At 43.6% G+C, this 18,730-nt stretch carries 12 protein-coding genes; 1 reads left to right on the plus strand and 11 read right to left on the minus strand.

Features of this window, described 5'->3' with window-relative positions:
• Positions 1–6 precede the first annotated feature (6 nt).
• From F2B13_RS18175 to F2B13_RS18205, 7 genes are all read right to left on the minus strand, one after another.
• Positions 7–414, minus strand: coding sequence for a PH domain-containing protein (locus F2B13_RS18175; protein ID WP_149275321.1), 408 nt, complete (start codon positions 412–414; stop codon positions 7–9).
• Between the two features lie 154 nt (positions 415–568).
• Complete coding sequence (locus tag F2B13_RS18180; protein ID WP_149275320.1) at positions 569–1,429, minus strand: glycerophosphodiester phosphodiesterase family protein; 861 nt, start codon at positions 1,427–1,429, stop codon at positions 569–571.
• Between the two features lie 73 nt (positions 1,430–1,502).
• Positions 1,503–2,990, minus strand: a complete 1,488-nt coding sequence (locus F2B13_RS18185) for a Gfo/Idh/MocA family protein (RefSeq protein ID WP_149275319.1) — start codon at positions 2,988–2,990, stop codon at positions 1,503–1,505.
• A 291-nt stretch (positions 2,991–3,281) separates the two neighbouring features.
• Positions 3,282–4,247: a metallophosphoesterase family protein gene (locus tag F2B13_RS18190; protein WP_149275318.1), complete on the minus strand. Its 966-nt coding sequence runs from the start codon at positions 4,245–4,247 to the stop codon at positions 3,282–3,284.
• Positions 4,237–6,681: a hypothetical protein gene (locus tag F2B13_RS18195; RefSeq protein WP_198440160.1), complete on the minus strand. Its 2,445-nt coding sequence runs from the start codon at positions 6,679–6,681 to the stop codon at positions 4,237–4,239. The genes F2B13_RS18190 and F2B13_RS18195 overlap by 11 nt, the downstream gene beginning before the upstream one ends.
• A 28-nt stretch (positions 6,682–6,709) precedes the next feature.
• The gene (locus F2B13_RS18200; RefSeq protein WP_149275317.1) at positions 6,710–7,522 is read right to left on the minus strand and encodes an HpcH/HpaI aldolase family protein; all 813 of its coding nucleotides are present in this window, start codon (positions 7,520–7,522) and stop codon (positions 6,710–6,712) included.
• A gap of 32 nt (positions 7,523–7,554) precedes the next feature.
• Positions 7,555–8,520 carry a D-2-hydroxyacid dehydrogenase gene (locus F2B13_RS18205; protein ID WP_149275316.1) on the minus strand — a complete coding sequence of 322 codons (966 nt, stop codon included), beginning with the start codon at positions 8,518–8,520 and terminating at the stop codon, positions 7,555–7,557.
• Positions 8,521–8,962: 442 nt separating this feature from the next.
• Here F2B13_RS18205 and F2B13_RS18210 point away from each other — a divergent pair, with 442 nt between their 5' ends.
• Positions 8,963–11,209 carry a hypothetical protein gene (locus F2B13_RS18210; RefSeq protein WP_149304802.1) on the plus strand — a complete coding sequence of 749 codons (2,247 nt, stop codon included), beginning with the start codon at positions 8,963–8,965 and terminating at the stop codon, positions 11,207–11,209.
• A 13-nt stretch (positions 11,210–11,222) separates the two neighbouring features.
• Here the strand turns inward: F2B13_RS18210 and F2B13_RS18215 are convergent, their stop codons facing one another.
• The 4 genes from F2B13_RS18215 to F2B13_RS18230 form a co-directional block, all read right to left on the minus strand.
• A complete protein-coding gene (locus F2B13_RS18215; RefSeq protein ID WP_149304803.1) occupies positions 11,223–12,926 on the minus strand; it encodes a sialidase family protein in 1,704 nt (567 codons plus the stop codon).
• Between the two features lie 56 nt (positions 12,927–12,982).
• A complete protein-coding gene (locus tag F2B13_RS18220) occupies positions 12,983–14,353 on the minus strand; it encodes a DUF3748 domain-containing protein (RefSeq protein WP_198439760.1) in 1,371 nt (456 codons plus the stop codon).
• Between the two features lie 50 nt (positions 14,354–14,403).
• The gene (locus tag F2B13_RS18225) at positions 14,404–16,764 is read right to left on the minus strand and encodes an alpha-glucuronidase family glycosyl hydrolase (protein WP_198440161.1); all 2,361 of its coding nucleotides are present in this window, start codon (positions 16,762–16,764) and stop codon (positions 14,404–14,406) included.
• Between the two features lie 248 nt (positions 16,765–17,012).
• Positions 17,013–18,707 carry a SusD/RagB family nutrient-binding outer membrane lipoprotein gene (locus tag F2B13_RS18230; RefSeq protein ID WP_149304804.1) on the minus strand — a complete coding sequence of 565 codons (1,695 nt, stop codon included), beginning with the start codon at positions 18,705–18,707 and terminating at the stop codon, positions 17,013–17,015.
• Positions 18,708–18,730: the final 23 nt, after the last annotated feature.

Genomic DNA, 18,730 nt, shown 5'->3' on the forward strand with positions numbered 1-18,730 from the left:
ACCACGTTATTTTTGAAAAGTTTCAATCTTCGGATTTACACGAAGCATCTCTTCTATAAATTCTTTTTTGTTCTTAGGAGAAATCACCACGGCCTTATTTGTACTCCAGTTGACCTCGATTCGATCCAAAGAAAGCGCCGGAGCACTTAATAATGATCGGGTCTCCCTGATAGTATGAACTTGGTTAATATCGATCTTCTTGTTGACCAAAAAGCCTGCCCGAACCTTTAAAAAATGGCCATCGATAACGTAATAGGTTTGTGAATAGAGATAAAGTATAAAGATCAGGGCTGCCAAATTAATGAAAACCCCAGGCCAATTAGGCGGTGTGATTATAGGGATTGTGCTACCGACCAACACCAACAATATAAGGGCCAATAAACCAAAACTTATTTTAGAAGGATACTTTTTCATCTCGTACAACTCCTCATTTTCCCTATGATTTATCTATGTCATGATGCGTGACCTGTTCGTCCATCTAAACCATCTTTTTCGATTAGAACACTACGATTTTATCTTCACCGACGAAAATTGATGTAATATAAAGTCCTTCTAAAAGCCCTATTCCCTAACGTTCGGTCCTCTTAAGATAGCTGATAAGTTTTTCAGGTTCATCAGTTTGAATGCCATCAGTTCTCCAAAGCATAATTTTTTGCCACTCGCTTTCAGAGGCCATATCGTCATCGGTAAAGACCTTTGTGCCTTTCCTATGGCATCTGTTTACGAAACTTTGACTTAAGTTACCCATATCGGTCGCCACTACCCTAGGGTCAAGACTATCGATGATAGTGGATAGATTTTTTTCCTTACCGGGATCGGGCATTATTATACAGTCTTCACATTGGTCTTGCAACATGTCAATTTCCCTCATGTAAGCTGCTGGAATGTACCACACTATGTTTTTAACCATCCCATAATCCCTGATTATTTCCAACTGCTTTTCAATATCGGGCTCTTTCAAGTCGAGATAGATACCGATACGGCCCCGACATAGTTCCAGTATGTCCTCGAAAGTCGGAATAAATTCATCGCTAGTGGATCCGTCCGGATTCTTCAGGGTTGTACTTTGAAGCTGTGAAAGATTTAATTCATTGACCTTTCCCGTCTTTCCTTCAAAATAAGCATCGATGGTTTCGTTATGCACACTGACAAATCTTTCATCTTTGGTCTTTCTTAGATCTATTTCTACAAAATCGCATCCCAATTCAATGGCCTTTTCATAAGCCGCTAGAGAATTTTCAGGATAACTGTCGTGCACACCTCTATGTGCAATCACGTAGGTAGTGCCATTTTTGGGGCTTGGAAATTTGTCTTGACTATTGATACGTCCCATACACATAACACCCATCATAAAACCGATCAGTGACCCATACACCTTGAAGGGGCATTTTGGTAAAAAGCCCATGAGCCTGTGATATTCCGAAACCATTATATAGAACACATTTTAACTCACAAAGCGCCTCGAGGCTTTCATTGAACCTAAATCGATACCAATTCTACGTTTAAACGGTTTTGGGCACCTCAAATCCTCTTCTATAGTCCCTTGTCAGCATTGCGGTGGCTTCCTTATCCTTTACGAACGAATCTTCATTTTCGTCAATTTTCACTTCACGGCCCAATCGATACGAAATATTCGCGATTAATGGTAAGATGCTCGACCGATGCCCCGAGACAATATCTGAGGTAAGTTCAGAGCGATCATTATTGCGTATGGCCGATACAAAATTACTGAAAATGGCCTCTCCGCCCCCGCCTCCGGTAAGATCCATAGGATCATAGGAATCGTCCTTTTCCCCCGATGTGGGACCGGCCTCGTTATTTCTTCCAAAAAAGGTCTGCCAGTTTCCTCCGGCATCGATTTGCATCCATCCTTCGGTTCCCAAAACAATGACCCCTATTTTCACGGGTGATGCAGCTTTGGAGGCAGAAATTTTCCCATTACCCGATATATCGATATCGGGTAAGAGCACGCCTTCGGGATTCGTGTAAATACCGCGGGTACCGAATTCTAAAATCTTACCATCGGCATATTCAAAAACGGACGTTTGGGTATTGGGCGTCTCCTGTGCCGAATTATCGTAGGCAAAATAACCGCCGATCGAATTGACCCTGACCGGAAGTTCTTCTTTACCAAGGGCCCATCGGGCTACGTCAAACTGGTGCGGCCCTTGATTGCCGGTATCCCCATTGCCATAATCCCAGAACCAGTGCCAATTGTAATGAAAGCGGTTTCTATTAAATGGGCGCTCCGGAGCGGGCCCTAACCACATGTCGTAGTGTACCTTTTTCAAATACTCTTCAGTATACGCAGGTTCATAACGCTCCGTTTCAAGGTTGAGCCTGAATTTTTCGCCTGGCTTCATGGGGCCGTCGGGGTATTTACCTATGTTCGGCCTTGGCTTAAAGCACAAGCCACGTGTCATATATACCTCCCCTAACTTTCCTTCGCGAATAAACTTCATAGCACGAATGGTATTGGCTATCGATCTGTTTTGAAAGCCGACCTGTACCAATACATTATATTTTTCCGAGGCTTCTATCATTTTTCTCCCTTCAAAAACATTATGGGTCGAGGGTTTTTCTACATAGACATGCTTGCCCGATTGTGCGGCCCAAATGGTCGAAAGCGCGTGCCAATGGTTAGGCGCTGCTACGGAAACGGCATCTATTTCCTTATCATCGAAGACGCGCCGCATATCCCATTCCGTTTGAGGACGATAACCAGCAAATTGCTCTACCTCGTCAAGACGTTCTTTGAATAGGTTCTCATCGATATCGACCAAGTACTTGAGGTGAACATCCTTCATTTTACCAAAATTATCGATATGGCTTCCTCCCCTCCCCCTAATGCCTATAACGGCCATTTGAAGCCTGTCGTTCGCCCCAAGTATTCGGCCATAGGAAAGGGCACTGGTGGAAAGAAATGAAGCTCCTACGAGGCCCGCCGAACCAGTTTTTACAAATTTTCTTCGTGTGATTTTTTGTTTCATGGGTCTAATTTTAGTAATTATTTCTACTGGGTTATGCCATCCTTAATGAAGGTTCCCTACAAAAGAATCCAAAATATTGTTTCGATGCTTCAACAATTTTGCTCTTTTCACATTAAGATTTGATATCAAGGTTCTCTACTAGCGTGTTGTAATCAAACCAAAGGCTCGATAGCCCTACTTTATCAAAATCGTTCCGTGTTCTATGCCGATATACCTTCTCGGGATTACCTAAATTACAATGTAATTTTCCAAAAAGAAAAAAAGAATGCCGATTCCTGAGCAAACTTCCTTTTACTTTTCTTTGGGTATACCTATTTTCAACCTTTCAGCCTCCCAGCCATGGTCGATATATTCCCAAGAAAAGGTATCACCACTCACCTTTATCTTCATGAATCCCTCTTTGGTATTGTGGCGCCTTCCTTTCCATCCATTCCCTGCAATAGATCCGCCTGTTAGAAACTGTACACGGTCATTGGCATTACCGTATTCTTTCCAATGAATATGTCCCTGGAGCACTACCTTCAGGTTATGGTCCTTGAATATTTCGAATACTTCAAAGTTATTTTCAACCGTTCTGGAACCTTCCTTTCCATTCAGTTGTGAAAACGTGCAAAGCATGGGTATGTGAGTGGTGATCACTATAGGGGTACTGCGGTCTACCTTTTTTAGATGATTGCGTAACCATTGGAGTTGTTCTTTGTGAAAAAAGCCTTTATATCTTTTATTGTCGGTTACGTCTAGGGAGTTCAGGGTAATAAAATGCCATCCTTTATGATCAAAAGCATAGTAGGTCTTTCCAAAATAGCGTTCCCACATACCATACTTATAATCGGGATGGCTTTCATCTTCGGGACTTTCTTCATAAATACCAAAAAGATCGTGATTTCCGATGCAGTTATAGACCGGCATTTGAAAACCTTTGCTCATTTCAGTGTATAATTTGAACAAGGTATCGCTCCTTTCAAAATTTCCACGCATCACATCATAGACCAGATCTCCACCGGTTATGACAAAATCGGGTGAAAGTTCATTGGCTTTATCGATGGCCATTTGAAAACCAAGGGGAGCATTCATTTCAGGTTTTATATGGATGTCGGTCATAAATACAAATTCGAAGGAATTCTCCGGATCGCTCTTGTCTTTTTGCCGTTGCTCGGCATGGCTTGAAATAGACAAAAAAGGCACGGCTGCAGTGGCGAGGGTCGACCGAACCAAAAATTTTCTTCTCCCTAACTCCATTTGATTTTTATCTTTCATTTTTCAATGTAGTATTTAGAATCCATACCTCTGAGACTTGTGCGCCCCGTTCTCCTTCACCACAACTAAATTCAAATTGTACCGTGCCGTCTTCGGTCGCTGCTTGCGGAATGGCAAACTCGTAGATCGGTTGTCTTCCGGTCTCCATAAAGTCGTGAATAACGAGATTATCGGCGGTAAGCTGCATTTTCGATCGAAAACGTCCTGTGTAGGCTACCCGGATACTATAGCTATTTTTCGGGTTCAGATCATCATACCTAATCTGTAAGGGCTGATCGTACAAGGTAGTAATCTGTTTCATCCAAGCTAAAGGAACCGCTTGCCCTTCGAAACCCTTTGCTGTAATCTCGTGTACCCATTCTTCCCCTAGTATACCCACTCCAAAGCTGACCCTCGGTGAGGACAGGTTTCCCGGGTCTTCACCTTGAGACCGGTCTACGACGATACGCTTCCAGCTTCTGGGCGATCCGAAATTATCATAAAATCCTCCTGGCCCTGGATCTGTACGTTTCAATATACGATCAATGGCCTTGAGTCTTATTTTTTCATCGCTCATCGTTTCAATAGCTTCCAACTCATGTATTATCCAAGGCGCATCGTTCAAAGGCAGGTCAATATTATCGATAAAATTTCCCCTTCCCTCGGCCGCGGCATGCCTTCCTACCGTCAATTGTGCGCCTATACTCTCAAAAAGATCGTCGCCCAACTCGAGTATTTTTTCCTTCCAAAAGGTTTGAACCGGTTTTTCTTTGGCCAGCCTCAAGGTCTTTGTAGCTTCCATCACACTTTGACGTGAACCTATCCGCGCCGCGTTTTCCAAGTGTTCCCGGGCACGCCTTTCGAGTGCGGTTTCATACACCAATCTTCTATATTGATAGGCATCGAAGTAAGCCCGAAGCAGCCCCATTTGAAAACGAAAGTTATTCAAAACCTGTACTGGAGCTTGGGAAGCCATCTTTTGCCACTGTATTAGCGTGCGTTCCGTATTTTCATTGGTCAATAAGCTTCCCTGTAAATTATGTTCCAAAGCCATAAGGCCTTGGGCCACACTTTCCGTAAAATCATAACCCATGAAAAAGCGGGCGTAGTCCCGTAAGGTCTCCATCACCGGGGTACTTGGATCCCAATCTTGGTCGCTCCAAACAAATTTATTAACATCATCGTTCGTACCCTCTGAATAACTGATACTTCCCTGAGCAAGCTCATCAAGGGCATTATGAATCATTTTCTCATCGTTAGGCCTAGGATTGATGCATTCACGACCCAGGGTTATGGCATACGCCAAATCCCATTTTGGAACAGGATATTGACTGCTTAGGCTATGGGTAATATCTGGATATCTTCGAATAGGAATCTCGGGGCCTACCCTTTCGCGAATGGTCTCAAGGGGTGTTTTTATCCAAGGACCGAACACAAGTCCCCCGAACCAGTCATAAGATTTGCCAACATGTCGGTAAAAGGCATCGTACCAGACATCGTTAGGTCTGAAAACTTGTGGTGAAACCCATATTTTAGCTCGAGGATGATAGGTGCGTAAAATTACCGCTTCTTTCTCGAGCCAAGCGAACAGCGTATCGGGATCCAAATCGCCCGGATCTCCGCCTGGAACGAATAGGGCATCCAATCTAGGAAGGGACTTAAAAACCTTGTGCCGTTCATTGATTTCTACCTGTACCGAGTCAGGATGCACATAATCGGTTCCCATATTAGGATACCACATCCAGACATCCATACCATAGCTATCGGCAATACGTGATTGTTCACGTATCATTTCGATGGCCGGAATCTTCATGTGAACACTGCTAAAGTCATCATCGGTACGCGGTGGAACAATTTCAATGCTGTTCGCTCCAAAGATGGCCAAATCGCGAATGTATTGATCAAAACGGCCAATGGTAAAAGCATCATAAGCATTCGTTTTAGGGCGATAACCCAACTGATGCCCTCGAATCGGGTATTTGGGGCTAGAAGCTACATTCAGGGTCAAGGGTACCCGAATACCTTTACCATCAATTTCCATTTTTCGCAAGAGTTTACCGACACCATATAAAACCCCCCGGGCATCGAACCCTACGACCAGTACCGTATGGGTTACACTATCTACTACCACCTTATATCCTTCGCTACCGATGCTCGCCATAGAGGCTACAAGCTCTTGATGTCTTTTCGGTATCTGTGTAAGCTGCCCATTTAGTGCCACGACTATTTTCGCCTCTTCTGCCGCACCCCAATGCCTCGAAAGAGGCAGTTTCACACCACTTCTCTTTGTTATCTCTTCACTGAGAACAGCAATGGCTTTTGATATTAATGCATTATTCTTTTCTAAACAAACGATCTTTGCCTGGCTCAAATCAAGGGTTTGCGCATTCAAATGGACCGTGAAGAGCATACATATCAAAAGAAATCGAGATGTTCTTAGACCTTTTATATTCATTGCTTTGATGCATTCATTATCTCTAGGTTTATATCGCCAGGTTCGAATCTTTGTCTGGGCCGACCGTATCACCGATACCTTTCTTTATTTTGTAAAGGTCTTCCCTAAGTTTCTCCCTGAAAAGGAAGAGATCGGAGCTATGCAGAATAATATTGGCGCCTTTACCCGCCCACTCAATTTGCCTTTCGGTTCCCGAAGGGAAATGGATTCCCACCGCCTTATTGCAGTTTTTTACCATAGAAATAATTTTTTCTACGGTCTTCTTAAAATTTGGATGTTCGTATTGCTCCGGCAGCCCCATATTAATGGAGAGGTCATGAGGACCTATTATCACACCATCCAAACCTTCTACGGCAAGCATATCATCTAAATTTTCAACAGCGGTAATACTTTCAATATTTATTAGACATATACTTCCTGCGTTATATTTTCGAAAATAGGTGCTAAGCTCGGGCGATAAAACCTCCCTACTTTCTAGTACCCTCGACAAGGCTTTCCCTTTCAAGGGTCTATATTTCGTAGCCCCGACCAATTGTCTTACCTGATCTACCTCTTCGATGTACGGCGCCAACACCCCAAGGGCCCCGGCATCTCGAGCCATACACGCCAAAAAAGGGTCCGGACTTGATATTCTAACGATGGGCACCAGGCCCAGTGCATCGTAAACTTGGCATAACTGGGTCAGTTCGTTTCTGTCGATAGGCAGATGCTCGGTATCGATGAATACAAAGTCGAGGTCGAGGTCTTTGACCCCTTTGGACCAAATGGGCGACGTGGAAACGATACAGGTACCGTATATTTTCTCGCCTTGGTTCAGTAGTTGTAGTAGGTCGGTTCCCATAAATGATTTCCATCAGTATTAGTAAAAATATCCTAGCCGTTCACAACATTCTCCGGCCGGCCCAAGATAAATGCCTTGAAATTAGCGATAGCCGTGGTCATTAATCGGTTTCTCGAAGCTCTAGGAGCCCAGGAGATATGAGGGGTAATTATACAATTCTCAACACCTAACAAGGGATTGTTTTGAGCTATCGGCTCTTGTGAAACTACATCAACTGCGGCATAAGCTATTTTCCCTTTTTCAAGACCTTTTTTAAGATCTTCCTCATTGACCAATTGCCCCCTCGACGTATTTATAAACAGAACACCCTCTTTCATCGTAGCTATGGAATTAGCATTGATCATTCCTTCCGTCTCTTCGTTTAAGGGACAATGCAAGCTAACGACATCAGATTGGGCCAGTAATTCTTCGAGCGAAACATAATGATATCCTTCTTCTTTAGGTTCTGGCTTGGTACTACTGCCCGTTGTTAGGATACGCATGCCGAAAGCCCTAGCTAATTTGGCGGTCGCTTGACCTATTCTTCCAAAACCCACGATGCCCATGGTCTTGCCATCGAGCTCGACCAATGGATAATTCCAAAAACAAAAGTCTTTGCTCTTTGCCCATTGTCCATTTTGAACGGCCCTATTGTGCTCTCCCACGTGGTGGCACATTTCCAACAGGAGGGCCATAGTCATTTGGGCCACTGCCTGCGTACCATAGGTGGGTACATTGGTAACGGTAATATTCAAATTTTTGGCCGTTTCTATATCGACGACATTATAGCCCGTGGCCAGAACACCTATATATCTTACCGTCCGCGTTTTTTCGAGTACCCCTTTGGACAAGGGCGTTTTATTGGTAAAAATGGCTTCAGCATCGCCAATAGCGACGATTATGTCAGCTTCTTCATAGTCGGTTCTATCATATACCGTCAGTTCACCTAAGGCTTCGAGGGTAGCCCAATCCAAATCGCCCGGATTCAATGTAAACCCATCAAGAACTACTATTTTCATCTTATGATTTTAAGAATTTTAAATCGATACATCTTAAAGAAAATTGTCTTTATATAGAATATCAATAACAAAGATAGGCCTTACTGGGACTTACGTTACCTTTATTTTATCGCATTTGCGTTATATATTGACCAAATGATTTTACTATTGAGTCAAATCAAAGCAATAAAGACAATATTCCATAGAAGTAATTATACATAGCGAACTGAACCACAACCCATCTATATCGTGCAAGGCACTAAAACCACATTTCGGGTGAAGCGCGATTTAAATAGGTATTGATAAAGTTCATTTTTACTAACCCGTTTTCTTTATAAAATAAGGATATTGGATTTTTTTGGTCAAAATATCATGCAAAGCAAATAACATTTGAGAAGTATGGGGCTTTGAAATACGGTTAATTTGCGAATACCATTCACCAAAATCCTATCCTTTTCAAATTATGAGAAAAATTATCGATTATCCAGGCCTCCTTTTTATTCTGATCGCCCTTGCGCTAGGTGCATGTGAACAGCATGACAGCAAGACCACAGAGACCGCCACGCTTCCCGTGTATAAGGACCACCCCTTTGAACAAGATTATAGTATCAAATACTCGGTTGAAGAAGGCCTAAACATCTCCAAAGTGTTTGCCGATAGAAATAAAGTGGTAAAAACGTTGTCTACAGAGGGGCTACTGCGCACCCATGATGGGCAGTTTCTCTATCCCGGTGCCTTGACCAAAGACCATACCTACCGCCCCATTTCCGATAAAAAGATCAAAGGGCTGACTCTGTTTCAAGACCAATTTGTCTTACTTGACGACAAAGCTGTATTGAGCAATGCGTGGGCAGGCAAACTGTACATCAAACACGAATTACCGAACGCACATATAATTGCTCCCGGGGAAAATTTTGATTTCATGATCAGTGATGGGACCCAGCTTCAGTTTTTGTCAGAACACAAAGCCGCATGGTCAGAACCATTATTCGATGATACAGTTTTGCAGATTCGTTATATGCCTTCTGAAAAGACTTTTTATATATTGGGAGAAAGGAGTATTTCTAGTTTCGACACCAAGACTAAGACTTTTGAGACCAACCGATTTAATTGGCAAATGACCGCCTTTGACTTCTTTGAGGATAGAATAATCATCGCCACCTCGGAAGGCTACGTAAAAGTGAATACGGCTACTATGGAGGTCATCGAAGGACCCATTACCCGACTTCCGGCTACCGACCTTACTTGGGTAGAAGCCATAGGGGAAAATCTATGGTTCGGTTCGACAGCAGGGGCCTTTAAATTGAGGAGTGATGGTAGGTTCGATTACTATTATGGCAAACGCTGGCTTCCAGGCAACGTAGTAACACATATTTCCAAAGGGCCGGACAATTCTGTATTGGTATTGACCGATAAGGGACTTGGCCATATCATCTTCAAAGATATGACGTTACTTGAAAAGGCACAATATTTTGAAAGTCAAGTACGTGATCGGCATATCAGATATGGCTTTAATGCCACCTTAACGGATCTTGAGGAAGGTAATGTGGACTCGGGAAGACTTTCAGATTCAGATAATGACGGTCTATGGACGACTATGTATTTGGCCGGACAGGCCTTTCGGTACGAGGTGACCCAATCTGAGGAAGCCCTTCAAAACTGTAGGGAGTCCATGGAGGCCATGGAACGTCTTTTTAGCATTAATCCCGTTCCTGGATTCCCTTCGCGCTCGTTCGACCGTAGCGGTTACATCGATAAATTGCACGATCCTGAGCGTTGGCAAAACAGTGACGACCCCGAATGGGACTGGAAAGCCACGACCAGTAGTGACGAAGCGATCGGTCATATTTTCGCCTTTGGCGTTTTGGCAGAAATCATGGACAACGACCTGAAAGATCGCGCGATTACCCTCATTGATACCTTGATGAGCCACGTAATCAGGAATGACCTCTATCTTGTAGATTACGACGGGGAACCGACCACGTGGGGCAAATGGAACCCCGAATATGTCAATGCCAGACCTAAAATGGTAGGGGACCGCAAAATCAACTCCTCTAACATTATCGGAATGCTACAGACCGCCTATCATTTTACCGGCAAGGAAAAGTATAAGGCTAAGGCTTTCGACCTGATGGAAAACCATGGCTACCTTGACAACCTGATGCGACCGATGGCTGACATAGGAAAAGCCCCGGAAGAGGCCGATGACTGGAGCAAAATGCTTTCTGAATCCTGGAACCATTCCGATGACGAAATGTATTTTGTAGGGTATTGGGGGCTTTACCGATACGCATTCAACGATTCTTTAAAGACCAAATACAAGGAAGCCATCATTGACCATTGGGAAGCCGAACGACCTGAAAAAGAAGGGCTATGGAATATAATGACCGCACTCACGGGAACTCCTACATTCGACCTTGAAGAGGCCGCATGGTATCTTCGTGAACACCCCATGGATTTAATTTCCTGGAATATAAAAAACAGCCATCGAAAAGATATTGACTTTATCGCTCCCAATTTTAGGGAACAAACCACTGAAGAAGTGCTTCCGCCCGATGAACGACCGATACAGCGTCATAATGCGAATATGTTTCGATTAGACCGTGAAGGCAGGGACGGAAGGGAAGAATATTCCGCTGGGGATATTTGGTTGCTTCCCTACTGGATGGGCCGTTATCTCGGAGTTATCAGTAGCCCTGAGACCCCATAAAAGAGCATTATATTCAGTTGACGGAAGCATCAATATCGAGAATGTCGGCCAACGGAATTTTCTGAAAAGTCATATCGGCCTGGCTACTTTCATATAAAATTCCAATGGTATCTTCGTCGATGCTCGTTAGACTGGAATAGCCCCTACCCTGTCCGGCATCCAATAACGTCCAATATTTTTGAGGCCAAGTCTTGCCATTATCGAGACTGGCCTTAATCGTGATATGGTGTCGGCCATTTTTCGAGTTTGGGTTCGAAAAGAGGAGTACCGACTTTTTCTTTCCCTCCCGAATAAAATTATGCTTATATAACGAGGCCATACATACGGGCTCCTGAAGCCCACCGTGCGAAGTGCTATGTTCCGTCCAGCTTTTTCCGAGGTTGTTGGTGACGGCAATGGCCCTTCCATTGGTCACCCCTTTATTCTCCCTGTTTCTATTATCGCGCATGTTTAACATCAAAATTCCATCGCTCAATTCGACTACCGCACACTCTGTAGTATTGCTATAGGCCGGTTCGCTTGTTTTCCATGTGTGTCCATTATTCCGACTATAGGTAACATTTGAAAATGGTACTCCATTTTCGTCTCGCCCTTGTGTAGGGATAACCAATGTACCGTCATTCATTGTGATTCCATTTCCCGGAGCAGGTGCCCATAACCACCATTCCCTTTTTTTGCACATTTCGGTCAAGTTTAAAGGTTCACTCCACGTTTTTCCATCATCGGAGCTTTTTGAAATTAGAAATTGGGAGGTTTGCTTTACCCCAAAACCTGGCTGCGACCCTTTATTGCGCCATTGATGGTTCCAATTTGTAGAATCTTTAGTCAAATGGGTCACCCACTTCCCTTCTTCGTTAATGACTCCGTGCATCCATAAACCAGCTAAGAAAATGTCTCCATTAGTGGTATTCACCAATATATTGGCATCGCTGACCCCGTTATATTTCTCGGGCAGGCCGCCCCAGCTTCCCTTGTCAAGGGCAATGATCATGGGCTGCCATGTAGTACCTCCATCGGTGCTTCGACTAATACCGATATCGATATTGCCCTGTAAATCACGACCACTATTTCTTCTCACATCGTAAGAGGCCAACAAAGTACCTTTGTTGGTAGTGACCAGCCCTGGAATTCTATAGGTGTGTACCTCGTCGTCACCGTGCTTTCGCAGGGCTATACCCATTCTTAGATGTTTTGGATTCGATAAGCTATCCGGTTTGGCCTCTCCGATATCGGTAATAATTCCTTTGGATTGCACACTGATTTTATGCGTTATATCGGCCGACTCGCTGAGACTGACCGTTAGCCAGAAATAATTATGTATATTTTTCAAGTTTAAATTTCCATGTAAACGAATGTGAGGAGCGACATCTTCACTCGTAGCGAATACCTTGCTATTTTTGGATAGTACAGTATCATTACCTTCATTATAATACATCGCTACTGATGCGATATCCCCCAAATCAGTGGTACCCTTCATAGTTAGGACCACCTCTTTAAGGGTTCTTTCCAAAAGTGAATCGTTCTTCACGATATCGATACGAAGTACTAGGGTACTATCGGTGCTTTTTAGTACAGGATAAACCAATTGTCGCTGTGTAATCTTAATGTCGCTGTCGACATGGGTACAGGCAATAAAAAGGCAAAGAACACCGATCCATGGTATTCTTGTTGCGTAGTGAATGGAACACAATTGTCTTCGAATTCGGGGTGTTGGCATACTATTTCTTGATTGCAGCAGTAAGATATTGCTTTTTACCCAATTACTAAATGTGACTAGGGTTCAAGTAGGCCCTCGATCGAGAGGGTGAAAATCTGTAGATACTCGTGCTCCTTGTGCCCATCAATGGTTCTGGAAGTGGTTAAATCTTCGACACCTACGTTATAAGCCAATAGTTTTCCATCCGGTGATACGACCAAGGCCTCCCTCTGAAGGTTATCCGGAGTCAACAAAATCGATTTCCCGAAAACTGATAAATCACCTACGTAACTGGCGTATACTTTACCTCTGCTTATCGAAAAAAGCCAATCATTTGAAGGGTGCCATCGCACATACCCTGCATTACTATCGAAATGGGTCACCTGTTTGGGGCGCATAACGGTATCTTCTGAAGTATCGGAACCTTCGACAGGTATTACAAAAACCTGTAATACGCCCTTCGAATCGACCGATAGGTACGCAATTCTTCGACCATCGTAAGACCCTCTTACAATGCCTTCATCATGGATACTATGGGTCAATCTACGAATGGTGACGCCCTTGGGAGGTGTGGGATACGTATTGACATCACCCGAGAACGCTGTGGTTATATCTGTGCTCTCGGGTATTTCGGCCACAAACAGGGAATTTTCGTAGTCGATACCGTTTTCGGCCCTTACCTTTCCAATAAAAGCCCTTTTCGTACCCAACGAATCGATCCAAGAATCCCCATAGGCCCTTTCTATCTCCCCTGGTTTTGATGTTCCTGACTTAACGGGACGCAACAAAACCGAGAAATAATACTCATACCCTTTGGGAGCTTCAGGATGACGTTCCATATATCCGATCGTTCTACCGTATTCTGGTAAAAGGTAATCGTCATAAGTAAACCCGATGCGCTGTCCATTTTTAGAAAATTCATGTCGATGGGTACCGCCACGATGAGCACCGGGCACCGTAGGTCTATCGATAGCCACGTCTCTAAAATCTAACACGGTCAAATTTCCTCCACCGTCTCCATCTACCATGGCTCCATTTCTGTTTCTGATATCGTAATACCCGCGTGTCTTCACTTCTTCCAACTGTGGGCCATGTATAAAAACAACCTTATTTTGACTGGGATGATAGGAGACGGCCGCAACACCTGGGGCCGCATTTTCACCCGACACGGATTCTGGCTCCCATAAAACGGTTTCGACACCCGTGCTTATGCCTACTTTCTCAATAGACTTACAATTCGCTAGATTAGTATTGAAAACCATATACCGGGTATCATAACATAAATAAGCACCATCCGGAGAGAAATTGTCGTTGTTGTCTAGCGCATGCGTTTTTGGTGAATTGGTTAACTGGCGCTCCATAGCAATAGGTTCATTTTTTTTTGTTGATGACTGACAGCTAGCTATACTAATGGCAAAAATCAAAACAACATCCATCGGAAAACGCATACATTCTGTTTTTGTAGATACTACTATTTGCCGTAAGCAAGCACAACGGCTCATTGCTTCAATAACCAAACGTCGGTAACCCTCGATTGCTTTCTCCAATTGAGATGCTCTTCATCCGGTTTATCAAAACTAATCTTCAATCTACCCTCTTCAATCAAATCTGCCGGCACTGGAAATTCCTTGAATTCTTCGAACCCTTTTTCATACTTTGTGGGTTTCAATCGTTCGCCATTGGCCCTCAATAGAGCTTCCCCTAAACCCGACACTCGTATCATATAATTGACTTTTGGTTCCAAGTTTTCGTACGACAAGGTCGGCGTGAACTGAAAAAGTTGGGTAGATAGTCGCTTTCTGCTACGGCCGTCATTCTCCCAAAGATAATCAATAGCATCATCGGTCTCCGAAGTAACGTGTTGTGCATCGGCACTTGAAATATTATCATAAAAACTTCCTTCACCGGGATGTTCATAGGTCCTGATAAAATCCAACCTTTCGAGCTTGGCCTTCTCGGTCTTATACTGTGAGATGTCTTTGAACTGATCTTCGAGCCACCATCGGTTATTTAGCGGATAATCGATAAAGTCAAGAATGGCCCCTCGCTCTGCACTTCGGGCTCCGTATTTCGGAACACTGGTCTGAGCCCCGATGGACTCGAAAAGAGCTTCCGCATATTGGAATACTTTTTCCCGTAAGTGTGGGGATACTTTGGTCTTATCGACTTTCTCTAGCTCTTGCAATGCCTTTGCCATGGCCTCATCTGCCCCAAGGTTCTTTGCCTCTGCCAAAATTTTATACACATTTTCCTCCAATTTTTTTTCGTAGGTCAAACGGTCTTGGATATAGGCATCATAATAGGCACGCATGATGAGTTGTTGCCAGCGCCAATTCGAACTGTTCATCGTAGCATGTTCCCTTTCGAGTGCTTGCCAAAGGCCTAACGTATTTTTAACCGTTACATTTCCCAATAATGGGCCTTCCCAATTTTTTTCAAGTGAAAAAATACCTTCGGTGGCTTCTTCTACTACATCACTACCAAAGAAAAACCGACAATATTCCGATACAATGTTTTTTACTTCCATGTCGGAGTCAAAACCGAGCTGACTCCATACCACCTTATTCAAATCGTCGTGAGACCCATCGGAATAGGTTATAAATCCATCGGTATGAGGCACATCCCTTCTAAAGAGTTCGGCATAGTGCCTAGGTTGTGGATTGCAGGGCTCCCTGCCCAAGGTCAACGCGTACGCCTGATCCCAACGTTCTACCGGATAATGACATCTCACGGTATGGGTGATATCGGGATAAAATCGATATTGATATTTTTTGGGTAATTGGGATCGCTCAAAGGCCAAAGGCGGACTACTTGGACCATTCACCAAACCTCGCAACCAGTCCGGTTTATTGTTTTTTAAATATTCGAAGAAATAAGTGGTCTTCTCCTCATTAAAACCCTGAAGTGATACCCAAATACCGGCATTAGGGTGGTATTTAAGCAAGATTTTCGACAAATCTTCCAAATAAGGGATTAATACAGAGGGATGGTTCTCACCAGGATCACCACCGGGCACAAAAATACCGTTCAACCTTGGACACCTTGCATAAAATTCCTCTTGCTCTTGGAGACCTATTTCATGGGCATTTTTCGCGGTCAAATCTTCAGGAGCCGGGGTCCAAGCCCAATAGCCGACATCATATTTAGCACAAATCTTACTTAATTTAACTTCCATTTGCTGCGGGTCGATCTTGAAATGTACACTGGAATTCGGGTCTTGAAAAGGGATATTTTCAAAGCTATTCGCACCGAATAAGACCTGCTCCCGAAAGTGCTGGTCGAACTGTTCTACCGTCCATGAGTCCCATGAGTTGGCCGTATTACGATATCCGAATTGATGTCCTCTCAGCGCATATTTCGGTGTGGCCTTAACATCGAGATCGCTTTTGACGGATATATTTCCTTTGGACGTTTCCAGAATTCTTAAAAACTTGCCGATACCGTAAAGCACCCCTCTGATGTCGGCACCCGTAATCAAAATGACATGTTGGCCCTCTATCAGAAGATGTTGAAGCCGGAACCCTTCCTTTTCTAATCGAACCGTATGTTCATTTTCGGCCTTCGGTATCATCAACCCTCGAATGTCTTTATCGTCCTGCAAGGCCAAGGCTATAATAGGTCTATTCTTCCATGTCTCTTCAACGGAAAGTCGAAGCGTTGTTCTTTTTTCGATTTCCTCAATTAGAATATCGGCGGTGGTGGTGTCAAAGGGCGTTTTTATATTCTCGGAAATTAGAATAGTCGCATCGGTCATATTACAGACCTCCTCCGTATGTTCAGAACAAGAAAGATTAACAACCAGCAAGAAGGCTAGTACCATCCGTAACCTTTTATTCCGTATTCTATTTTTTTTCTCCATTAATATATTTTTTCCAAAAATCTTAACTACCGAAAGCCTTCTAAACGAAATCTACCTTGTTCTACAAAAAATAATCCAGTGAAAATGCTCTATACATTGTTAACTTTTTAATTCCAGTGTATCAGCTTATTTTTTCACCTCTAAATACGTAAAAAATAGTGTATAACTAAAATTACCCGAGTCTCCCCGGGTAATTTAAAACTAACTCAATTAACAAAGAACACTGCTATAAATACGGTCCTATTCCATTACCAAGGTTTGTCGACACCCTGTAAGATCCATGGTTTTGACCATGGTGTATCGTTTTCGATATATCCGGGTACATCATCGGTGTACTCGGTCGCCTCTAAACTGTTCAAGGCCGAATAATAATTTTCCCTGTTTAGGGTACTGTTTTCCGTTGGATATACGAAACGAACAGGAATCACCGCCGATCTAGCGAACGGTCCTGGGCGAAGGTCTGGTAAGCCTGTACGTCTCCAATCAAGATAGGCTTCCGAAGCAGAGGAGAAATTCGCAATCCATTTTTGTTCCATAATTTGTTCCAACGTACCGTTAAATACTACACCGTCATTGTCTATATAGTCATCGAATCGGTCACCGATACCCCATGTTTCCAATGAGGCCTGGACTCCTTTATTATAATTATCCTCGGCATCTGAACCCCAGCCTTTCAAAGCGGCCTCCGCCTTCAAGAAACAAAGTTCGGCATAGGAGAATACTCTAGCCTTTAAATTAGGCCCTGAAGGTTCGTTGAACATAGGGTTCATCAAGGATACGTGCACGTTACCCCCACCCTGAACAGGGTTAGGGTTTAAATTGTAGGTATAGGGTTCGGTACCTTGGTTCGATACCGGAATACCTACATATACACTATTCGTATCAATCATGGTCAATCCTGCCTTTCTGTCTTCGAACCAAGTCTCAGGGTCGTAAATCGTGAAATTGTTGTCGGCGAGAATATCTTCATTGATATATCGGACGCCCCCTTCGACCACATCATCTCCGCCTCCAGGTACATCAGCAGCAGCTACCACCTTAATTGGAATTTCAACCGCATCAAACCATATTTCCCTTCTGGGATCATCAAGTTCGGCCAATTTATAGGTGAGGGTAGCACAGGGCTTTACCCGTAGAAAGGTAGAAGGCGTACCACTTTGGGCGTTACTTGGTTGTGAGTCACCTGGGCTTATACCTAAATAAGGTATCGCACATTCTTCATCTACACTTGATATTAATGGTAAAGCCAGAGTTTTCTGTACGCCGGCACCGGCAAAAGAAGGGTCTTTTTCAGATAGCCTCATGTAGTACCGAAGTGCCAAAGAATTGGCATATTTTATCCATTTATCGGCATCTCCTCCAAAAAATATATCTTGGGAAGGTGCAAATACCTCCAAGCCACCCCGGTTAGCGGACAGCATCGCGGAAGCAGACTCTATATCAGCAATAACCCCTTTGTACACTGACTCCTGAGAGTCATACTTTGGTAGATTAATCTCTCCGTCACCCTGTAACGCCTCAGTGTAAGGCACATCTCCATAGAAATCGGTCAGCAAGGCATAATTATGTGCCTTTAAGATCATAGCGACCGCTTCATGAAAAACATAACCGGATTCTTTTGACCGCTCTAGGGCCAAATCGGCGGTTCGAAGCGTATTATAATAGGTCTCCCAGCCACTACCTGACCAGTTGTATTCGTTATTTCCCCATGAATCTTTCTGAATGTATTGCACAAAAGCTGCTAAGGGTTCACTGTATCCTTTGTTGCCAATATCCATGGCGGTACTCACCATCACATCGGACAACAGAAAGCTGGGGTTTGCCTCTTCTAAATTCACCCCGTTCGGATTAGTATTGATGTCGGTAATGTCATTATCGCAAGAGAGTGCGAACAAAATGCATACCGTCAAAAGTGGTTTTACAATTTTTTTAAGAGTACTCATAATTATATCATATTTTAGAATTA

The sequence above is a fragment of the Pareuzebyella sediminis genome (genome assembly GCF_008367235.1).
Taxonomy (GTDB): Bacteria; Bacteroidota; Bacteroidia; order Flavobacteriales; family Flavobacteriaceae; genus Pareuzebyella; species Pareuzebyella sediminis.